Below are 16362 nucleotides of genomic sequence, written 5' to 3' on the forward strand. Positions count from 1 at the left end.
CACCGATTTGTTGCCACACCGATTTCCATGGACACACCCACCGCCACCTTTATTGCCTTGCTGATCCTGACCCTGGTGTGCGCTCTGGGCTGGTTGCTGCCACGCTGGTGGGTGGCGCGGCGCCGGCGCAAGCTGCAGCAGCAGGCATTCCCTACCGCCTGGCGCAAGATATTGCGGCGCCGGGTGCCGCTGTTTCGCCGCCTGCCAGCCGATCTGCAGCTGCAGTTGAAGAAGCACATGCAGGTCTTCATCGCCGAAAAAGCCTTCATAGGCTGCGCCGGCCTGGAGGTGACGGAGGAAATGCGCGTGGTCATCGCCGCCCAGGCCTGTCTGCTGGTGCTGAACCGGTCCATCGACCGCTATGCCAATTTGCGGCAAATCCTGGTTTACCCCGGTGCCTTCGCCGTAGACCGCGCCATGTCTGATGGCGCTGGCGTACTGCAGGAGCAGCGCCATGCGCTGGCGGGCGAATCCTGGTCGCAGGGCCAGGTCATCCTGTCCTGGCAGGACAGCCTGGAAGGCGCGGCCACGGCCAACGACGGGCGCAACGTGGTGATCCATGAATTTGCCCACCAGCTGGACCAGGAAACCGGCCACGCCAATGGCGCGCCCCGGCGCCTGCCCGGCACCGACCCGCAGCGCTGGTCACGCGTATTCCACGCCGCCTACGCCAAGCTGCGCCGCGAAGCGCATGTGGGCGAGCCCGGCCTGCTGAACCACTATGGCGCACAGGACCCGGCCGAGTTCTTCGCCGTGGTGTCAGAGGTGTTTTTTGAACAAGGCGCCGCGCTGGCCGAGTATGACCCGGCGCTGTACCGCGAGCTGCAAGGCTATTACCGCCTGGATACGGCGGCCTGGTAGCGGGCGGACATCTAGGCAAAAACACCTGATTAGATACATGCCTCAGATGGCAACCTCGCACATTACAGTCCCCGTTCGCCCTGAGCTTGTCGAAGGGCCTGCTGCTAATGGAGCCCTTCGACAAGCTCAGGGCGAACGGTTGTGGTAGTACGTCTGAGGTATGCATCTACTCAGGCAAAAACAGGCTCTAGCGCAGGAAATACCTGCGCAAGAAGCTATCATTTATGTAGCAAACAGATCAAACGCTGACGTTGATGATCAAACCCTTGGTCTGGCTGGCGCGGCGCAGTTGCTGCGCGTAGGTGGCGTCCATTTGCTTGCTGCGGCTGTTCAGGTCGTTGGCCGTGTCCTGGCTGTTGCGGGCCGAGCGGTCGGCCTGGTCGGCGGCGGCGCGCAACTCGTCCGCCCGGCTCTGGGCGGCGTCCGCATCCCGCCGCGCCTGTGCAACCTGCGCCTTATCGGGGCCGGTTTGCACCTGCGGAATCGACAGACTGGTGCCAGTGATGGCGACCATGGCCGACTCAGGCGGTGGTGTTGACTATGCGACCTGTGGTCTGGCCCTGGCTGTTCACCACAGGCGGCGGCTTGGCCGGTGGGTTCTGGTCTTGGGCGACCTTGCTGACCTCGGGGTCGTCGCGCTGGGCGGCGCGGCGTTGCGCGTTGCGGGTTTCCGACGCAATGTCGGTAGGCTGGGTAGGCTGAACGGATTGCCGATAGACCGATGAAACATCCATGTCTGGCTCCTGGAGTGGATCGTTTGATTTTACGAGTGCGGCCTGGCACATGCAATCCGCGCCCCGGAAGGGGGTTCAGCTCCAGATGCGGTAAACCCAGAAGCTCTCGTCGTCCTGCACGCGCTGGCGCAGGGCCTCGGGGCTCAGGCCGGTGACACGGCGCGTCTCGCGGCACAGGTGGGACTGGTCGGCATAACCCGCACCGGCCGCCAGGTCGGCCCAGACAACGTTGCCGGCATCCTCTGCCTGGCGCACCTGGAAGAACGCGGCCTCGGCCCGGCTGCGGCCCTGCAACGCACGCAGGGACTGGCCCGTCCAGGCCTTCACCCGGCGTTCGGCCTGGCGCAGGCTCTGGCCCGCGCCGGATGCCAGGGCGCGCACCGCCAGAGTCTCGGCCCAGTCCTGAAAGCTGCGCACCGGCACCGCGCCCTGGGTGCGCGCCTGCTGCCAGCGCGGCAGCAAAAAGGCCTCGATGACCCGCACCCGATCCGCGTCGTCGGGCGCCTGCAGTGCGGCCTGGGCCATCTCGCACCAGCTGGCATCCAGCACCTGGTGCAAGGGGCTTTGCCGGTTTACCTGGGCCGCCACATCCACGCCGGTCATGGCGTGCAGGGCGTCGGGCAGCATGAGCAGCATGAAGCCCTGGGCCGGGCCCGGGTTGTACGACACCGTGGGCCGTGTATGCGGACCAAAAAACGAGATGGGCGGCAGACGCTGGAGCCAGTCGCCACTGCCGTCGGCCGGCAGCATATCGGCCACGCCATGCGTGAACCAGGAGATGCCGCACAGCGGGCTGGCAGGAAAATGGTTGTAGCGTTCCTGCGGCAGCAGATCCACGCCCAGGGTGCTGCGCGAGATATAAGCCCGCACGCAGGCACCCAGGCCCATGCCGGGGGCAATCAGGTGGGCCGTGGCGCCCTTGGGCGAGGTGTGGGACAACATCACGGCAGTGTAGCCAGCCGGGCTTGTCGCAATCGTTCAATACACGCCGGCCAAGCAGGCGCACAGTAGCCACCATGACCCCATCCAACGCAAGCTTTCCTCCAGGCCCCCTGCCCCGCTTTTTCGGCTTCCCCCTGCTGGGCCAGATGCGCCGCGACTACCTGGGTACGGCGCGGCATATGCACAGCCACTACGGTGACGCGGTGCACGCGCGCATAGGCCCGGAGCAAACTTTCGAGTTCTTCCGCCCCGACTGGGTGCGCGAGGTGCTGGTGGAGCAGGCGCGCAACTTCATCCGCTGGGAGCGCGGCACGGCGGTCTTCGCCAAGGTGCACGGCCAGAGTGTGCTGGTGACCGAGGGCGATACCTGGCAGCGCCAGCGCCGCATGCTGCAACCCGGCTTTGGCCCCAAGCGCATGGCCGGCTACGCCCAGCACATGGTGGCCGCCGCCGCCCAGGCCCTGGACGCCTTGCCGCCCCTGCCCACGCAGACGCTGAACTTCGAACACATGGTGACCCAGCTGACCATGGACGTGGTGCTGCGCACTCTGTTCAGCCAGCAGATCAACGACAGCAACCGCGCCGAAGCGCTGGCGGCCGAGCAGGCGGTGCAGGTGATCAGCCGCGCCGGCATGGAGGAATTCTTCTGGCCCTTCAGCCTGCCCGACTGGATGCCGCACAAATGGGCCACCCGCCGCGCCAAGCACACGCTGGACGGCCTGGTGCGCCGCCACATCCGGCAGCGCCGCCAGGCCAACGGCACCGCACAAAGCGACCTGCTGGCCATGCTGATGGCCGTGCGCGATGACAGCGACGACAGCGGTGATGGCGCCGCGCTGAGCGACGAAGAGGTGCGCGACCAGTGCATGACCATCTTCCTGGCCGGCCACGAAACCACCGCCGCCGCCCTCACCTGGTGGGGCCACACCATGGCTGCCCACCCCGACTATGCCCAGCGCGCCCAGGACGAGGTGGACCAGGTGCTGGGCCTGCGCCCGCCTTGCTATGAAGACCTGCCCCAGCTGCCCTACCTGGCCCAGACGCTGAAAGAAACCATGCGCCTGTACCCGCCGGCCCCCTCGCTAATCAGCCGGCGCGCGCTGCGCCCGGTACAGATCGGCCCCTGGCAGCTACCCAAAGGTGCACTGGTGCGCGTCACGCCCTGGGTGCTGCAGCACGATGCGCGCTGGTTCCCCGAGCCCGAGCGCTTTGACCCCGAGCGTTTTTCCAGCACCGGCCAGGCCCTGCACGAGCGCGGCAGCTACCTGCCGTTTGGCGCCGGGCCACGGGTGTGTATAGGCAATCTGTTTGCGACGACCGAGATGACGCTGATCGCCGCCATGGTGCTGCAGCGCTTCCGCCTGGCGCCGGGCAGCGCGGCGCCGCCCCAACCGGTGTTGAACGTCACGCTGCGCCCGGCGGGTGGCATGCCGCTGCAGCTGACACGCCGCCAAATCCTGGCATAAAAAGTGCCGCTGGCGCTGATAGACCCTGCGCCAGCAGCTACTAAAAGGGTAGCGTACACACGGGGGTAAAGCACAGGCCCCACAATGGCGGCCTTTTCACTTATTTCCGTTACATGTCTACACAACTGTCCCTGCGTCGCTTTTTGCTGGCTCTGGCCATCGTGGCGGTGTGGGGTAGCAACTTCGCCATCATCAAGATCGCGCTGGCGCACTTCACGCCGCTATGGCTGGCCACCTGGCGCTTTGCGCTGGTGCTGCTGCCGGCGGTGTTCTTCATCCCACGGCCGACCGTGCCCTGGCGCAACCTGGCCACCTATGGCGTGCTGATTGGCGTGGGCCAGTTCGGGCTGATCTACTGGGCCATGCAGGGCCATATCTCGCCGGGGCTGGCCTCGCTGGTGGTGCAGACCCAGGTGTTCTTCACCATTGCCCTGGCCATGCGCACCACCAAGGAACGCATGCAGGCCTACCAGTGGTGTGGCCTGCTGCTGGCGGCCAGCGGCATCGTGGTCATCATGCTGCACACCGACGGCAGCACCACCCCGCTGGGTCTGGCCGTGGTGCTGCTGGCAGCACTGTCCTGGGGTGGCGGCAACACCGCATCGCGCCAGGCAGGCAAGGTGAACATGATGGCCTACGTGGTCTGGTCCAGCCTGTTTGCCGTGCCACCGCTGCTGGCGCTGGCCTGGGTGTTTGAAGGCAGCGCAGCCCTGGTCACCAGCCTGCACACCGCCGACCTCGGCACCTGGGTCGCCGTGGTGTGGCAGGCCTGGGGCAACAGCCTGTTTGGCTACGCCATGTGGGCCTGGCTGCTGGCACGCCACCCAGCCGCCACCATCTCGCCCCTGGCCCTGCTGGTGCCAGTGTTTGGCATGGGCACCTCGGCCTGGTGGCTGGGCGAACCCCTACCAGCCTGGAAGCTGATAGCAGCCGGCCTCGTGATGCTGGGCCTGGTGATCAACCTGCTGTGGCCGCGCTGGCGTGGGGCTTAGGATGGCTTCGCCGCCCGCAGAGCTTGTCGGTTGAGACTGTAAAAATCTCTCCAGAGAAATTTTCTATAAATCAAACTCTAAACCCTATGGTTCAAGCTACGTGGCGATATGCGAAAGAAAATGATCGAGAGTTCGTCTTCGAAGCCTACAAACAAGCACTGCAAGAGCATGTGCGTTGGGCATGGGGCTGGGACGAGGAGTTTCAAAGGAATGGCTTCTGGAAACATCATCCATTCGGGCAATTTCGAGTCGTTGAAGTTGCAGGGCAGCGGGCTGGAGGTGTCCATGTGGAGACCACAGACTCCGCCCACTTTGTTCGGCTCATATTCCTGCTACCCGAGTTCCGGGGCAAAGGGCTGGGGTCGTTTCTTTTGCTACAGGCTGCAGAACAGGCCAAAGCGGAAAAGAAGCCGCTCGGACTGAAAGTGATTAAAAGCAACCCCGCAAAATCTCTCTACAACAGACTTGGGTTCGTTGAGGTCGCTCAAGATGAAGTTTCGTATGACATGCGCTTGAATTAACAGATTAGTCGAGAGCGTATTTCCCTACCTTTTCACCATCGTCATGCGGTCTCTCGACCAGGAACGTCTGCGCAAGGTACAAAAGAATGACAGCCAACCCATAGAGGAGAACATTGCTGGATCGCCCCACCTGCTGTGGCCGCGCTGGCGCGTCGCCCACCAATCCTAGCCAAATCAGCCCCTAGTGTAGGAAGCATCTGCGCCAGCAGCTATCAAATCCATAGTACCCAGGCCATCCCTGGGTATTTCTTTAGCATGATTTGTACAAACGTACAACATTGCAAAGTAAAAGCAGGTATCGGTGTTTGTACGAGTGTTCAACATTCTTGTACAAGCGTATAAACCAGCCTATGCCATCACCCAAAACCACATCTACCACCCGCAGCACACCGGCCAGCCGGCGCAAGGCGGCCACCGAACCTGGCGAGGACGCGCTGGCGCCGAATCGGCAGCAAAACATCCTGCTGGCGGCAGAGCGGCTGTTCGCCACGGCCGGCTTCCATGGCGTATCGATACGCGACATCGCCGAAGAGGCCGGCGTGCCCTTGGCCCTGGTGGGCTACTACTACGGCCCCAAACTGTCGCTGTACCACGCCATCTTCCGCGAGCGTGCGGGCTACATCGGCGAGCGGCTGGAGTCGCTGGCCGCGGCCCAGCGGAATGCCGCGCCGGGCCAACTGCTGGAGGACATCGTCAATGCCTTTGTGCTGCCGGTGCTGAAGGTGGCGGCCCAGCCCACAGGGCAGAACTTCATGCGCATCCTGTCGCGTGGCATGAGCAACCACCAAGAGGAAGACGAGCCGGTGATACGCGAGCTATTCGACCCGCTGGCCCATGCCTTCATCGACGCGCTAGCCGCCGCCCTGCCCCAGGCCACGCGCAGCCAGGCCGCCTGGTGCTACCAGTTTGCGCTAGGCGCGCTGCTGCACCATGTGAACGACCGCCGCATAGAACGCCTGTCGCTGGGCCAGAACCAGCCGGGCGACTTCGACACCAGCGGGCCGCTGCTGGTGGCCTTCATCACCCACGGCCTGCGCGGCGCCTGCGCCGCCCCTACCCACTGAGCACGGAGGGCCGCCATGCCAACACAGCCTAGACACGGCGGCCAGGCCATGGGGCCATAAGCCCCCCGCCGCTCTCCCACTCCCTTCGCCTGCCAAGCAAGGCGCAGTCGCACGCCGACCGCGCCGGGGGTGCGCACGCCCCTACCAGCCACAACACAAACCACCAGGAGACCTGAAATGACCAGCCCTACCGCCAGCGCCCCTACCGGCGCGGCCCTACCCAACACCAGCAAGTGGCTCACCCTGTTGCTCTGCTTCATCGTGGCCCTGCTCGAAGGCCTGGACCTGCAGGCCGCCGGCATTGCCGCGCCCGGCATCGGTGCCGAATTCAAGCTGCTGCCGCCGCAGATGGGCGGCATGTTCAGCGCCGGCCTGGTCGGCCTGCTGCCCAGCGCCTTGTTTGGCGGCTGGCTGGCGGACCGCATCGGCCGCAAGAAGGTGCTGATCGGCTCGGTGCTGCTATTCGGCCTGTTCTCGCTGGCCACGGCCCATGTGTGGGACTACCCCAGCCTGCTGGCCGCTCGCTTTCTGGCCGGTTTGGGCCTGGGCGCGGCGCTGCCGATCCTGATCGCACTGTCGTCCGAAGCGGCCGACGAGCACAAGCGCGGCATGGCCGTCAGCCTGACCTATGCCGGCATTCCGCTGGGCGGGGCCCTGGCGGCGGTACTGGGCATGCTGAACTTTGGCGGCGGCTGGCGCGGCCTGTTCTATGTGGGCGGCGTGCTGCCGATGGCGATTGCGCTGCTGCTGGTCGTGCTACTGCCGGAGTCGCGCGCCTTTGTGAACCGCAACCTGGGCCAGGCGCAGCCAGACCGGCCGCGCTCCAGCAACGCTGGCAGCAGCATGGCCGGTTTGTTCCAGGGCGGTATGTGGAAGTCCACCCTGCTGCTGTGGCTGGCCAGCTTCTTCGTGCTGACTGTGCTGTACATGCTGCTGAACTGGCTGCCCTCGCTGCTTCAGGGCAAAGGCTTTCGGCGCGCCGATGCAGGCATGGTGCAGCTGTTCTTCAACTTCGGCGGCGCCGCCGGCTCGCTGCTGGTGGGCAAATTGATGGACGGCAAGGAGCGCGTATTCACCGCCGTCTGCATCTATCTGGGCATGCTGCTGTCGCTGGCCGGGCTGGGCCTGTCGGAAGGCCTGGGGCTGATGCTGCTGGCCGGGCTGGGCGCGGGATTCTGCACCCTGGGTGGCCAGCTGGTGCTGTATGCGATGGCGCCCACGCTCTACCCCACGTCCATCCGTGCGACCGGGGTTGGTGCCTCCATCACAGTCGGCCGGCTGGGTGCCATCAGCGGACCCATGATTGCCGGGCAGGTATTGGCCGCGGGCATGGGCCTGGGCGGGGTGATGGCGGCTTCAAGCCCCGGCATCGTGGTGGCAGCCGTAGCGGCCATGGTGCTGATGCGCGCGCAACAGGCGCTGCACCGCTGAGTATTTATACAAAAACAGCCGCTAGCGCAGACATAACCTGCGCAGGTAGCTACTAAATCCATAGCAAACCACGAAAGACCAAGCATGACCCGCCGCTTCATCGACATCTCCATGCACCTGGAAAACGACGTGCCCTCCGACCCGCCCGGCCTGGGCCCCAAGATCAGCTACATCGACCACCAGACCAGCTACCCGGAGATGGCCCGCTTCTTCCCCGGCCTGCAGCAAGAAGACATGCCCGACGGCGAGGCCTGGGCCGTGGAAGACGTGCAGCTGAACACCCACAACGGCACCCACCTGGACGCCCCCTGGCACTTCGCCTCCACCATGGACGGCGGCCAGCGCGCCATCACCATCGACGAGGTGGACCTGAACTGGTGCTTCCAGCCCGGTGTGAAGCTGGACTTTCGCCACTTCCCCGACGGCTATGTGGTGCAGCCTGCCGATGTACAGGCCGAGCTGGCGCGCATAGGCCACACGCTGCAGCCACTGGACATCGTGGTGGTCAACACCGCCGCCGAGGCCGCCTACGGCTCGCCGGGCTATACCCGCGCCGGCTGCGGCATGGGCCGCGACGCCACGCTGTACCTGCTGGAGCGCGGTGTGCGCCTGACCGGCACCGACGCCTGGAGCTGGGACGCCCCATTCGCGCAAACCGCCAAGCGTTATGCAGACACCCACGACGCCAGCCTGATCTGGGAAGGCCACAAGGCCGGCCGCGAGATCGGCTACTGCCATCTGGAGAAGCTGCACAACTTGTCGGCCCTGCCGCCGCACGGCTTCTACATCAGCTGCTTCCCGGTCAAGGTGCGCGCCGCATCGGCCGGCTGGACCCGCGCCGTCGCCATCTTCGACGACGCACTGCAGGCCAGCGCGCGATGAACACCTAGCCAAGCTTAGCCAAACCAAGCCCTTCCCGCTGATTCCGCTTGTGGCGCAGTCGCCCGCCGACTGCGCCAGGGATAGCCACGTTTCGAAATTCACCACCACCCCACCAAGGAGACAACACCATGCAATCCAAACTATCCACACTCACCCCTTTGGCCCTGGCCGCCCTGTGCTCTTACGCAGGCACCGCCCAAGGCCAGCCTGCCGTCACGCCGGGCCTGCAGATGTACGGCCTGGTGGACAACGTGGCCGGCAGTTTTGCCAGCTCCATCAGCGGCATCAACACACAAAGCGTGCGCACCACCAAGCTGGAAGACGGCGGCATGTCGGCCAGCCACTGGGGCGTTCGCAGCAACGAAGACCTGGGCGGAGGGCTGAACGCCTTGTTCGAGCTGTCGGCCTTCTTCCGCAGCGATGTCGGTGCATCCGGCCGCAGCGGCGCACTGCCGGCACCGGTCAATGTGGCGGCCGACCCATTTTTTTCGCGGGCTGCGTGGGTGGGCCTATCCAGCCCCAGCTGGGGCCGGCTGCGCGCTGGCACCATCATCTCGCAGCTGTTCCTGAACACCATTGGCTCCAACGCCTTTGGCGACTCCATGGTCTTTGGCCCGCTGCCGCTGCTGACCTTCACCGGCGGCATTCTCGGCGGCGGCACCAGCTGGACCAACTCACTAGTGTATGAAACCCCCACGTTTGCTGGCGCCTCGGCGACGGTGGCGCGCTCGCTGTCCGAAGGCCAGGGCGGCGGCAACAGCGCGCTGCGCCTGGCCTATGCCCAAGGCCCGTTGGCCACCTCGCTGGTGTGGCAAAGCGTGAAGAAGGACCCGCTGACTTTTGCCGATGGCACCACGCCGAACGACACCAGCAGTTGGCAGCTGGCGGCCTCGTACGACTTCGAGGTGGTGAAGCTGTATGCCCACATCGGCCATATCCAGAACGACGGCACACAGGCCGCACCGCAGAACGTGGGCTATCGCTTGTGGGACATCAGCGCCGCAGTGCCCGTAGGCGCTGGCCGCTTCCTGGCAGGCTATGCCGCCCGTACCACCCACGACGCCGTGGCGCCCGTGCCGGCCAGCGTGGCCGGTGGCAATGTGGAACGCAAGATCCTCAGCCTAGGCTATGACCACAAGCTGTCGCAACGCACCGACGTCTACGCCATGTGGATGCACGACGCCACCCGCACGCGCACCCTGCCCGCGCCGCTCAGCGTCATCGACGCCAGCGGCAATAGCTATGGCATCGGCATACGCCATCGGTTTTAAGGCACACCCCCAGGCTCCAGCGCTGCGCGCTTTCCGCCACCCCCCTTGCTGGGGGCGATACCAGTGGCCCGGCAAAGCCGGTTCCACGGTATCTCTGAAAGAGGACTTTCCACCAGTTGCTAGAGCCTCACAGCACGTAATTTGTTTATGAAAGGCAGCTCCATGCTCAACGAAACCCATGATCCCAGCTTGCGCAGCTGGGTCACCTCCGCCCAGCAACCGGGCAGCGATTTCCCCTTGCAAAACCTGCCCTACTGCGTGTTCCGCCGCAGCGGCGACCAGGAGGCCTGGCGCGGCGGCGTGGCCATTGGCGATGCCATCCTCGACCTGGCCGCAGCCTATGCGCAGGATGTGTTCACCGGACTGGCCGCGCAGGCGGCCGAGGCGGCCAGAGCCAGCACGCTGAATGGCCTGATGGCCCTCGGCCCCAGTGCCTGGTCCGCGCTGCGGTGGGCCCTGTCGCGCCTGCTGCGCGAAGGGGCGCCCGAAGTCGCGCAGCTGCAAACCGGCCTGGTGGCCCAGGCGGATGCGGAATACGCGGTGCCGGCGCAGATCGGCGACTACACCGACTTCCTCACCTCGCAGTACCACGCGCTGAATGCGGGCCGCGCCTTCCAGCCCGACAACACGCTGCCCCCCAACTTCAAGTGGCTGCCCATCGGCTACCACGGGCGCGCATCTTCGGTGGCCATCAGCGGCACCGGCGTGCCCCGGCCGCAGGGCCAGACCCGCGCACCCGACGCCGCCACGCCCCGCTTCGGCCCTATCGCCAAGCTGGACTATGAGCTGGAGCTGGGCATCTACGTCGGCCCCGGCAACCTGCGCGGCAGCGCCATCGCACTAGACGATGCAGAGCAGCATGTGTTCGGCCTGTGCCTGCTGAACGACTGGTCGGCACGCGACGTGCAAGCCTGGGAATCCATGCCGCTGGGCCCCTTCATGGCCAAGAACTTTCTGACCACGGTGTCGCCCTGGATCGTCACGCTGGAGGCGCTGGCGCCCTACCGCTCGGCCCTGCCGCGCGCAGCCAACGACCCGCCCGCCCTGCCCTATCTGCATTCGCCCCGGGTGCAGGGCATAGACATCCAGCTGGAGGCCTGGCTGACCCCGGCAGGCCAGACCCAAGCCGCACGCTTGTCGCACACCAGCTACCGGCATGCTTACTGGTCGGTAGCGCACATGCTGGCCCACCACAGCAGCAATGGCTGCAATCTGCAAACCGGCGACCTGCTAGGCACCGGCACCCAGTCCGGCCCCGAGCCGGGGGAAGAAGGCTGTTTGCTGGAGCTGACGCGTGGCGGCCAGGTGCCGCTAGCGCTGCCCGACGGCGTGCAGCGCCGCTACCTGGAAGACGGCGACCGGGTGGCGCTGCGCGGGTGGTGCGAACGTGCCGGGCAGGCCCGCATAGGCTTTGGCCCCTGCGTAGGCACGGTGCAGACTGCGCTATAGGGATTCAGATAAAAAGTGGCTCTAGCGCAGGAACTACCTGCGTCAGCAGCTACCAAATAGATAGCAACCAAATCCAGCGGTTCAAGCCGGCTTGGCGCCGTCTTTCACCGCATTGGCCTCGGCCCAGGCCCAGGCCTGGCTGGAGAGTTCCAGCACCCGTTCCAGGCTGCTGAAGCCGTCAGCCGCCACACTGGCGTCGCTGACGGTCTGGTTCTCTACCTGCGCGGCGGTATGCAGGTAGACGTGCCAGGGGCCGGCCTGGCCCAGCAGGGCCTGCTCGGCCTCAGGCGGCAAGCTGAGAGTAGCGACTACTTCCTCAGGACTTATTTTGAGGATCAGGCCCAGCATGGACGCCAGCCCCAGGGTGAAGAAGCGGCCTGGCTCGGACTCGCCACGCTCTATGGCCAGCAGCTCGACCAGGCGCGAGCGGCACAGCGCGATCTCTTGCAGAGCCGAGGCCATCTTGCGGCTGCCAGCGAACTGCATCAGCATCAGCGACAACCAGCGGTGCAGATCGTTGCGGCCCAGCATCTGCACCGCCTGGTCCACGCTGGAAATGCCGCCCAGATGCGCAAAGCTGGCGCTGTTCATGCGCTGCAGCAAACGGTAGGTCAGGCTCACATCGCCCTTGATGGCCGCCACGATCACCGGCGTGTCGGCACCAGCGGAGAGCTGGCTCAGCAGCTGGGACAAGCGCCCCACCTCGGGTGCCAGGGCCTGGGCCTTGGGTTTGGCCACGCGTGCCGTGCTGCCCATAGCGCCGCTGGCAAACTGCGCGCCGCCGTACAGCACCAGTTCCATATGCTCAACCTGGGCCAGGTCGGTGACGATGGCCGGTATCTTGGCTGCCGCGCCGGCCTGGGTTTTCAGCTGCTCCAGCAAGGCATCCACACCGGCCGCGCCGGGTCGCAGCAGCCAGAAGTCCGGGGCCACGCCCATGTCCAGGCTGCTGCTCCAGGCCAGGCGGGCCCCGGCCGTGCGGAAGGCGGCCACCGTGTCACGCAGCGCCTGCTGCGCCTCGGGTGCCAGCGGCTGTGCCGCATCGGCCTCCACGCCGACCACCACGCCGGCATCGTCCTTGGGCACCACAGCCTGCGCCAACCACGCCGCAGGCAACCGCGCAAAACCGGTGCGCCCCTGCATGGCCACCAGCCGGGCCGCCACCAGCACAGCCGCCACCTGGGCGGTTTGCGCAGCAGCATCGCCACTGGCACTAAGACTGCGCTGCACAGCGTCGTCGATTCGGAACTCAAACCCGGCCACATCGCCATTGGCAGAGACCAGAGGGCGGCGCGCCACCACCGGCTGCGGGCGCGGCGGCACGGGCGGCTTAACCACGGCGGCAGGTGCCGGAGCGGACTGCGCCGGCGCCGCGGGCTCGGGCGCGGTCTGACCAAACTTGGGAATCAGGCGTTTTAGAAAAGAAGTCATGGCGGGTACGGCAAAAGTACGTAGTACCAGACTCTAAGGCCTTCCTGGATCGATGTCAGACCTTTACGGGTTTTTTATCTACCCCGGATACAGCAGGAATCAAATCGCCACCAGATTGCGTACGCCGTTGGCTTCCATATCCTTGCCCAGGCCACGGGCGATGAACTCGCCGCGCTCCATCACCAGGTAGTCGTCGGCCAGCTCCTGGGCGAAGTCGTAGTACTGCTCCACCAGCAGAATGGCCATGTCGCCGCGGTCGGCCAGCATGCGGATCACGCGGCCAATGTCCTTGATGATGCTGGGTTGTATGCCCTCGGTGGGTTCGTCCAAAATCAGCAGCTTGGGGCCGGCCGCCAGCGCGCGGGCAATCGCCAATTGCTGCTGCTGCCCGCCAGACAAGTCGCCGCCGCGCCGGTTAATCATCTGCTTGAGTACCGGGAACAGCGTGAACAGCTCGGGCGGAATAGGCGTACTGGCGCTCTTATAGGCCAGGCCCATGCGCAGGTTTTCTTCCACCGTCAGCCGGGCGAAGATTTCGCGGCCCTGCGGCACAAAGCCCACACCGGCGCGGGCACGCTCATACGGCGTGTAGCCCTGGATGGCTTTGCCATCCAGCTCGATGCTACCGGTCTTGATAGGCACCAGGCCCATCAGCGACTTCAGCAAAGTGGTCTTGCCCACGCCGTTGCGGCCCAGCAGCACGGTGACCTTGCCCTTGGTGCATTGCAAACTGACGTCGCGCAGGATGTGCGAACCGCCATAGTACTGGTTGATGTTCTTAACGTTCAGCATGGTGGAAGGATCTAGTTAAGGGTGAAGTACAGGCGGCTAACGGCAACCCGCCAATAGGGGCCCAAATGCGAGACGCACTGCGCTCGATCTACCTGCATACGGCGCGCAATTGGGATCTGACCCCCATTGGCTACACGCCCTGTCTCGCGCCCTAGGCGCGATGTGGCGCACAGCGCCACCGATCCCGATCCCCGGGGTCCCCCTCTAGATGCGCCGAGGAGCGCAGCTTCAGGCGGATAAGGGCTGGCGTTGTTTGAGCGCAGCGAGTTTAGCCAGACCCCGCCTGAAGCGAGCACCGCAGGTTTCCCAGTGCGATAGCACTGGGACGCAGCTAGTGGGGGCGCCTTTCTTTTGGTGACTTTTCTTTTGCGCAAAAGAAAAGTTACTGCGCCGCCGGGCGCATCACCCGGCCGGGGATGCGAGTTGACGCTAACCCGCCAATGGGGGTCAGAGCCCCAATGCGAGACACACCCTGCTTGATCCGCCAGCACACGGCGCGCAATAGGGATCTGACCCCCATTGGCTAGGAGCGCAGCTCTATCGGCCAAGATAAACCTCAATCACGCGCTCATCGGCCTGCACCTGGTCCAGCGTGCCCTGTGCCAGCACCGAGCCATCGCACAGCACGGTGACGATCTCCGAGATGGTCTTGATGAAGCTCATGTCGTGCTCCACCACCATCAGCGAATGCTTGCCCTTCAGCGTCAGGAACAGCTCGGCCGTGCGGGCGGTTTCCTCGTCGGTCATGCCGGCCACTGGTTCGTCCAGCAGCAGCAGCTTCGGGTCTTGCATCAACAGCATGCCGATCTCCAACCACTGCTTCTGGCCGTGGCTGAGGTTGCCGGCCTGGCGCGTCACGCTGTCAGCCAGGTGGATGGTAGTCAGCATCTCGGCCAGCTTGTCGCTCTGCGCCGAATCCAGCTTGTGCAGCATGGACGACTTGACGCTCTTGTTCATCTTCAGCGCCAGCTCCAGGTTCTCGAACACGCTGAGCTTTTCAAACACCGTGGGCTTCTGGAACTTGCGGCCAATGCCCAGCTGGGCGATCTCGGGCTCGTTGTGGCGCAGCAGGTCGATGGTGCTGCCGAAGAACACCTTGCCGGAATTCGGCCGAGTCTTGCCGGTGATGATGTCCATCATCGTCGTCTTGCCGGCGCCGTTGGGGCCGATGATGCAGCGCAGCTCACCGGGCGCGATGTCCAACGACAAGCCGTTGATGGCCTTGAAGCCGTCAAAGCTGACGTGCACATCTTCCAGGTACAGGATGCGGCCGTGGGCAATGTCCACCTCACCAGGGGTATGGATGCGTGAGAAGCCGGCTTCGCGGCCGCCAGATTCGGTCTGGCCGGTTCCGTGTTGCTGCTTTTCCTTGCGGTCCAGGCGCTCCGTGCCTTCGTCCATCAGGTCGGGCGTCATGCTTTATTCCCTTTCAACTTCTTCACCAAACCCACCACGCCGTCGGGCAGGAACAATGTCACCGCAATAAACAAGGCACCCAAAAAGTACAGCCAGAACTCGGGATAGGCCACGGTCAGCCAACTCTTGGCGCCGTTGACGATGAAGGCGCCCAGGATGGGGCCGATCAGCGTCGCCCGGCCACCGACTGCGGCCCACACGGCGATCTCGATTGAGTTCGCGGGGCTCATCTCGCTGGGGTTGATGATGCCCACTTGCGTCACATACAAGGCCCCGGCCACGCCGCACATCACGGCAGAAATCACCCAGATGCTCAGCTTGTAGCCCAGCGGCGAATAGCCGGAGAACATGACACGCGTTTCCGCATCGCGGATCGCCTGCAACACCCGGCCGTACTTGCTACCGACCAGCCATTTGGCGAACAGGAAGAAGCCCAGCAAGGTCAAACCCGTGAGCACAAACAAGGTCATGCGCATGGAAGTGGTGGCCATGGGGATGCCCAGGATGCGCTTGAAGTCGGTAAAGCCGTTGTTGCCGCCAAAGCCGGTTTCATTGCGGAAGAACAGCAGCATGGTGGCAAAAGTCATCGCCTGGGTGATGATGGAGAAGTACACACCTTTGATGCGCGAACGGAAGGCAAAGAAGCCAAAGATGCCCGCCACCACCGCCGGTGCCACCACGATCAGGAACAGCGTGGCGCCGAAGCTGCCACTCAGCGTCCAGTGCCAGGGCAAGGCCTTCCAGTCCAGGAACACCATGAAGTCGGGCAGGTCGCTTTTGTAGTTACCGTCGCGGCCGATCTGGCGCATCAAATACATGCCCATGGCATAGCCGCCGAGCGCGAAGAACAGACCGTGGCCCAGGCTCAAGATGCCGGTGTAGCCCCAAATCAAGTCCATGGCCAGCGCTGCAATGGCGTAGCACATGATCTTGCCGACCAGCGCAATGGCGTAGTCGCTCAGATGCCAGATGCTGTCGGCCGGGGTCAGCAGGTTCAGCACTGGCGCCACGGCGCAGACCAGAATCAGCGCGACGATGAAGCTGCTCCAGCCCGAACGGGTCAGCAGCGGGCCTTTGACAGGCAAAGTTACTTTCGAGGTAGTGCTCATA

At 64.8% G+C, this 16362-nt stretch carries 16 protein-coding genes; 9 read left to right on the forward strand and 7 right to left on the reverse strand.

The features are described from left to right. Nucleotides 1-27 precede the first annotated feature (27 nt). A complete protein-coding gene (locus AC07VY_RS15675) occupies nucleotides 28-861 on the forward strand; it encodes a M90 family metallopeptidase (RefSeq protein ID WP_495098287.1) in 834 nt (277 codons plus the stop codon). Nucleotides 862-1099: 238 nt separating this feature from the next. Here the strand turns inward: AC07VY_RS15675 and AC07VY_RS15680 are convergent, their stop codons facing one another. From AC07VY_RS15680 to AC07VY_RS15690, 3 genes are all read right to left on the reverse strand, one after another. Then, a complete protein-coding gene (locus AC07VY_RS15680) occupies nucleotides 1100-1375 on the reverse strand; it encodes a hypothetical protein (RefSeq protein ID WP_495098286.1) in 276 nt (91 codons plus the stop codon). Between the two features lie 7 nt (nucleotides 1376-1382). Then, the gene (locus AC07VY_RS15685; RefSeq protein ID WP_495076425.1) at nucleotides 1383-1595 is read right to left on the reverse strand and encodes a hypothetical protein; all 213 of its coding nucleotides are present in this window, start codon (nucleotides 1593-1595) and stop codon (nucleotides 1383-1385) included. A gap of 75 nt (nucleotides 1596-1670) precedes the next feature. Further along, entirely contained in the window at nucleotides 1671-2537 is an 867-nt protein-coding gene (locus tag AC07VY_RS15690; RefSeq protein ID WP_495098285.1) for an AraC family transcriptional regulator, read from the reverse strand. A 74-nt stretch (nucleotides 2538-2611) separates the two neighbouring features. Here AC07VY_RS15690 and AC07VY_RS15695 point away from each other — a divergent pair, with 74 nt between their 5' ends. From AC07VY_RS15695 to fahA, 8 genes are all read left to right on the forward strand, one after another. Further along, on the forward strand, nucleotides 2612-4003 hold the full coding sequence (locus AC07VY_RS15695; RefSeq protein ID WP_495098284.1) for a cytochrome P450: 1392 nt from the start codon (nucleotides 2612-2614) through the stop codon (nucleotides 4001-4003). 113 nt (nucleotides 4004-4116) lie between these two features. Then, nucleotides 4117-4995 (forward strand): EamA family transporter, encoded by an 879-nt coding sequence (locus AC07VY_RS15700; RefSeq protein ID WP_495098283.1) that lies wholly within the window; start codon nucleotides 4117-4119, stop codon nucleotides 4993-4995. Further along, nucleotides 4971-5516: a GNAT family N-acetyltransferase gene (locus AC07VY_RS15705; RefSeq protein WP_495098282.1), complete on the forward strand. Its 546-nt coding sequence runs from the start codon at nucleotides 4971-4973 to the stop codon at nucleotides 5514-5516. Before AC07VY_RS15700 ends, AC07VY_RS15705 begins: the two co-directional genes overlap by 25 nt. A 350-nt stretch (nucleotides 5517-5866) precedes the next feature. Then, entirely contained in the window at nucleotides 5867-6580 is a 714-nt protein-coding gene (locus AC07VY_RS15710) for a TetR/AcrR family transcriptional regulator (RefSeq protein ID WP_495098281.1), read from the forward strand. A gap of 177 nt (nucleotides 6581-6757) precedes the next feature. Continuing rightward, the gene (gene mhpT / locus AC07VY_RS15715) at nucleotides 6758-8011 is read left to right on the forward strand and encodes a 3-(3-hydroxy-phenyl)propionate transporter MhpT (RefSeq protein WP_495098280.1); all 1254 of its coding nucleotides are present in this window, start codon (nucleotides 6758-6760) and stop codon (nucleotides 8009-8011) included. An 84-nt stretch (nucleotides 8012-8095) separates the two neighbouring features. Then, the gene (locus tag AC07VY_RS15720) at nucleotides 8096-8893 is read left to right on the forward strand and encodes a cyclase family protein (RefSeq protein WP_495098279.1); all 798 of its coding nucleotides are present in this window, start codon (nucleotides 8096-8098) and stop codon (nucleotides 8891-8893) included. Nucleotides 8894-9021: 128 nt separating this feature from the next. Further along, nucleotides 9022-10164, forward strand: coding sequence for a porin (locus AC07VY_RS15725; RefSeq protein WP_495098278.1), 1143 nt, complete (start codon nucleotides 9022-9024; stop codon nucleotides 10162-10164). 162 nt (nucleotides 10165-10326) lie between these two features. Next, nucleotides 10327-11613, forward strand: a complete 1287-nt coding sequence (gene fahA, locus AC07VY_RS15730; protein WP_495098277.1) for a fumarylacetoacetase — start codon at nucleotides 10327-10329, stop codon at nucleotides 11611-11613. Between the two features lie 81 nt (nucleotides 11614-11694). Here the strand turns inward: fahA and AC07VY_RS15735 are convergent, their stop codons facing one another. From AC07VY_RS15735 to urtC, 4 genes are all read right to left on the reverse strand, one after another. After that, nucleotides 11695-13044, reverse strand: coding sequence for an HDOD domain-containing protein (locus tag AC07VY_RS15735; protein ID WP_495098276.1), 1350 nt, complete (start codon nucleotides 13042-13044; stop codon nucleotides 11695-11697). Nucleotides 13045-13143: 99 nt separating this feature from the next. Next, nucleotides 13144-13836: an urea ABC transporter ATP-binding subunit UrtE gene (gene urtE, locus AC07VY_RS15740; protein ID WP_495076415.1), complete on the reverse strand. Its 693-nt coding sequence runs from the start codon at nucleotides 13834-13836 to the stop codon at nucleotides 13144-13146. Nucleotides 13837-14373: 537 nt separating this feature from the next. After that, the gene (gene urtD / locus AC07VY_RS15745) at nucleotides 14374-15252 is read right to left on the reverse strand and encodes an urea ABC transporter ATP-binding protein UrtD (RefSeq protein WP_495076414.1); all 879 of its coding nucleotides are present in this window, start codon (nucleotides 15250-15252) and stop codon (nucleotides 14374-14376) included. Further along, nucleotides 15249-16361, reverse strand: a complete 1113-nt coding sequence (urtC, locus tag AC07VY_RS15750; RefSeq protein WP_495098275.1) for an urea ABC transporter permease subunit UrtC — start codon at nucleotides 16359-16361, stop codon at nucleotides 15249-15251. The genes urtD and urtC overlap by 4 nt, the downstream gene beginning before the upstream one ends. Nucleotide 16362 lies beyond the last annotated feature (1 nt).

Source organism: Rhodoferax sp. GW821-FHT02C08 (assembly GCF_059421805.1).

Excerpts from the sequence above, each read along its gene's own strand:
- AC07VY_RS15675 (WP_495098287.1), top strand. The coding sequence starts at position 28 with ATGGACACACCCACCGCCACCTTTATTGCCTTGCTGATCCTGACCCTG.
- AC07VY_RS15680 (WP_495098286.1), bottom strand. The coding sequence starts at position 1,375 with ATGGTCGCCATCACTGGCACCAGTCTGTCGATTCCGCAGGTGCAAACC.
- AC07VY_RS15685 (WP_495076425.1), bottom strand. The coding sequence starts at position 1,595 with ATGGATGTTTCATCGGTCTATCGGCAATCCGTTCAGCCTACCCAGCCT.
- AC07VY_RS15690 (WP_495098285.1), bottom strand. The coding sequence starts at position 2,537 with ATGTTGTCCCACACCTCGCCCAAGGGCGCCACGGCCCACCTGATTGCC.
- AC07VY_RS15695 (WP_495098284.1), top strand. The coding sequence starts at position 2,612 with ATGACCCCATCCAACGCAAGCTTTCCTCCAGGCCCCCTGCCCCGCTTT.
- AC07VY_RS15700 (WP_495098283.1), top strand. The coding sequence starts at position 4,117 with ATGTCTACACAACTGTCCCTGCGTCGCTTTTTGCTGGCTCTGGCCATC.
- AC07VY_RS15710 (WP_495098281.1), top strand. The coding sequence starts at position 5,867 with ATGCCATCACCCAAAACCACATCTACCACCCGCAGCACACCGGCCAGC.
- mhpT (WP_495098280.1), top strand. The coding sequence starts at position 6,758 with ATGACCAGCCCTACCGCCAGCGCCCCTACCGGCGCGGCCCTACCCAAC.
- AC07VY_RS15720 (WP_495098279.1), top strand. The coding sequence starts at position 8,096 with ATGACCCGCCGCTTCATCGACATCTCCATGCACCTGGAAAACGACGTG.
- AC07VY_RS15725 (WP_495098278.1), top strand. The coding sequence starts at position 9,022 with ATGCAATCCAAACTATCCACACTCACCCCTTTGGCCCTGGCCGCCCTG.
- fahA (WP_495098277.1), top strand. The coding sequence starts at position 10,327 with ATGCTCAACGAAACCCATGATCCCAGCTTGCGCAGCTGGGTCACCTCC.
- AC07VY_RS15735 (WP_495098276.1), bottom strand. The coding sequence starts at position 13,044 with ATGACTTCTTTTCTAAAACGCCTGATTCCCAAGTTTGGTCAGACCGCG.
- urtE (WP_495076415.1), bottom strand. The coding sequence starts at position 13,836 with ATGCTGAACGTTAAGAACATCAACCAGTACTATGGCGGTTCGCACATC.
- urtD (WP_495076414.1), bottom strand. The coding sequence starts at position 15,252 with ATGACGCCCGACCTGATGGACGAAGGCACGGAGCGCCTGGACCGCAAG.
- urtC (WP_495098275.1), bottom strand. The coding sequence starts at position 16,361 with ATGAGCACTACCTCGAAAGTAACTTTGCCTGTCAAAGGCCCGCTGCTG.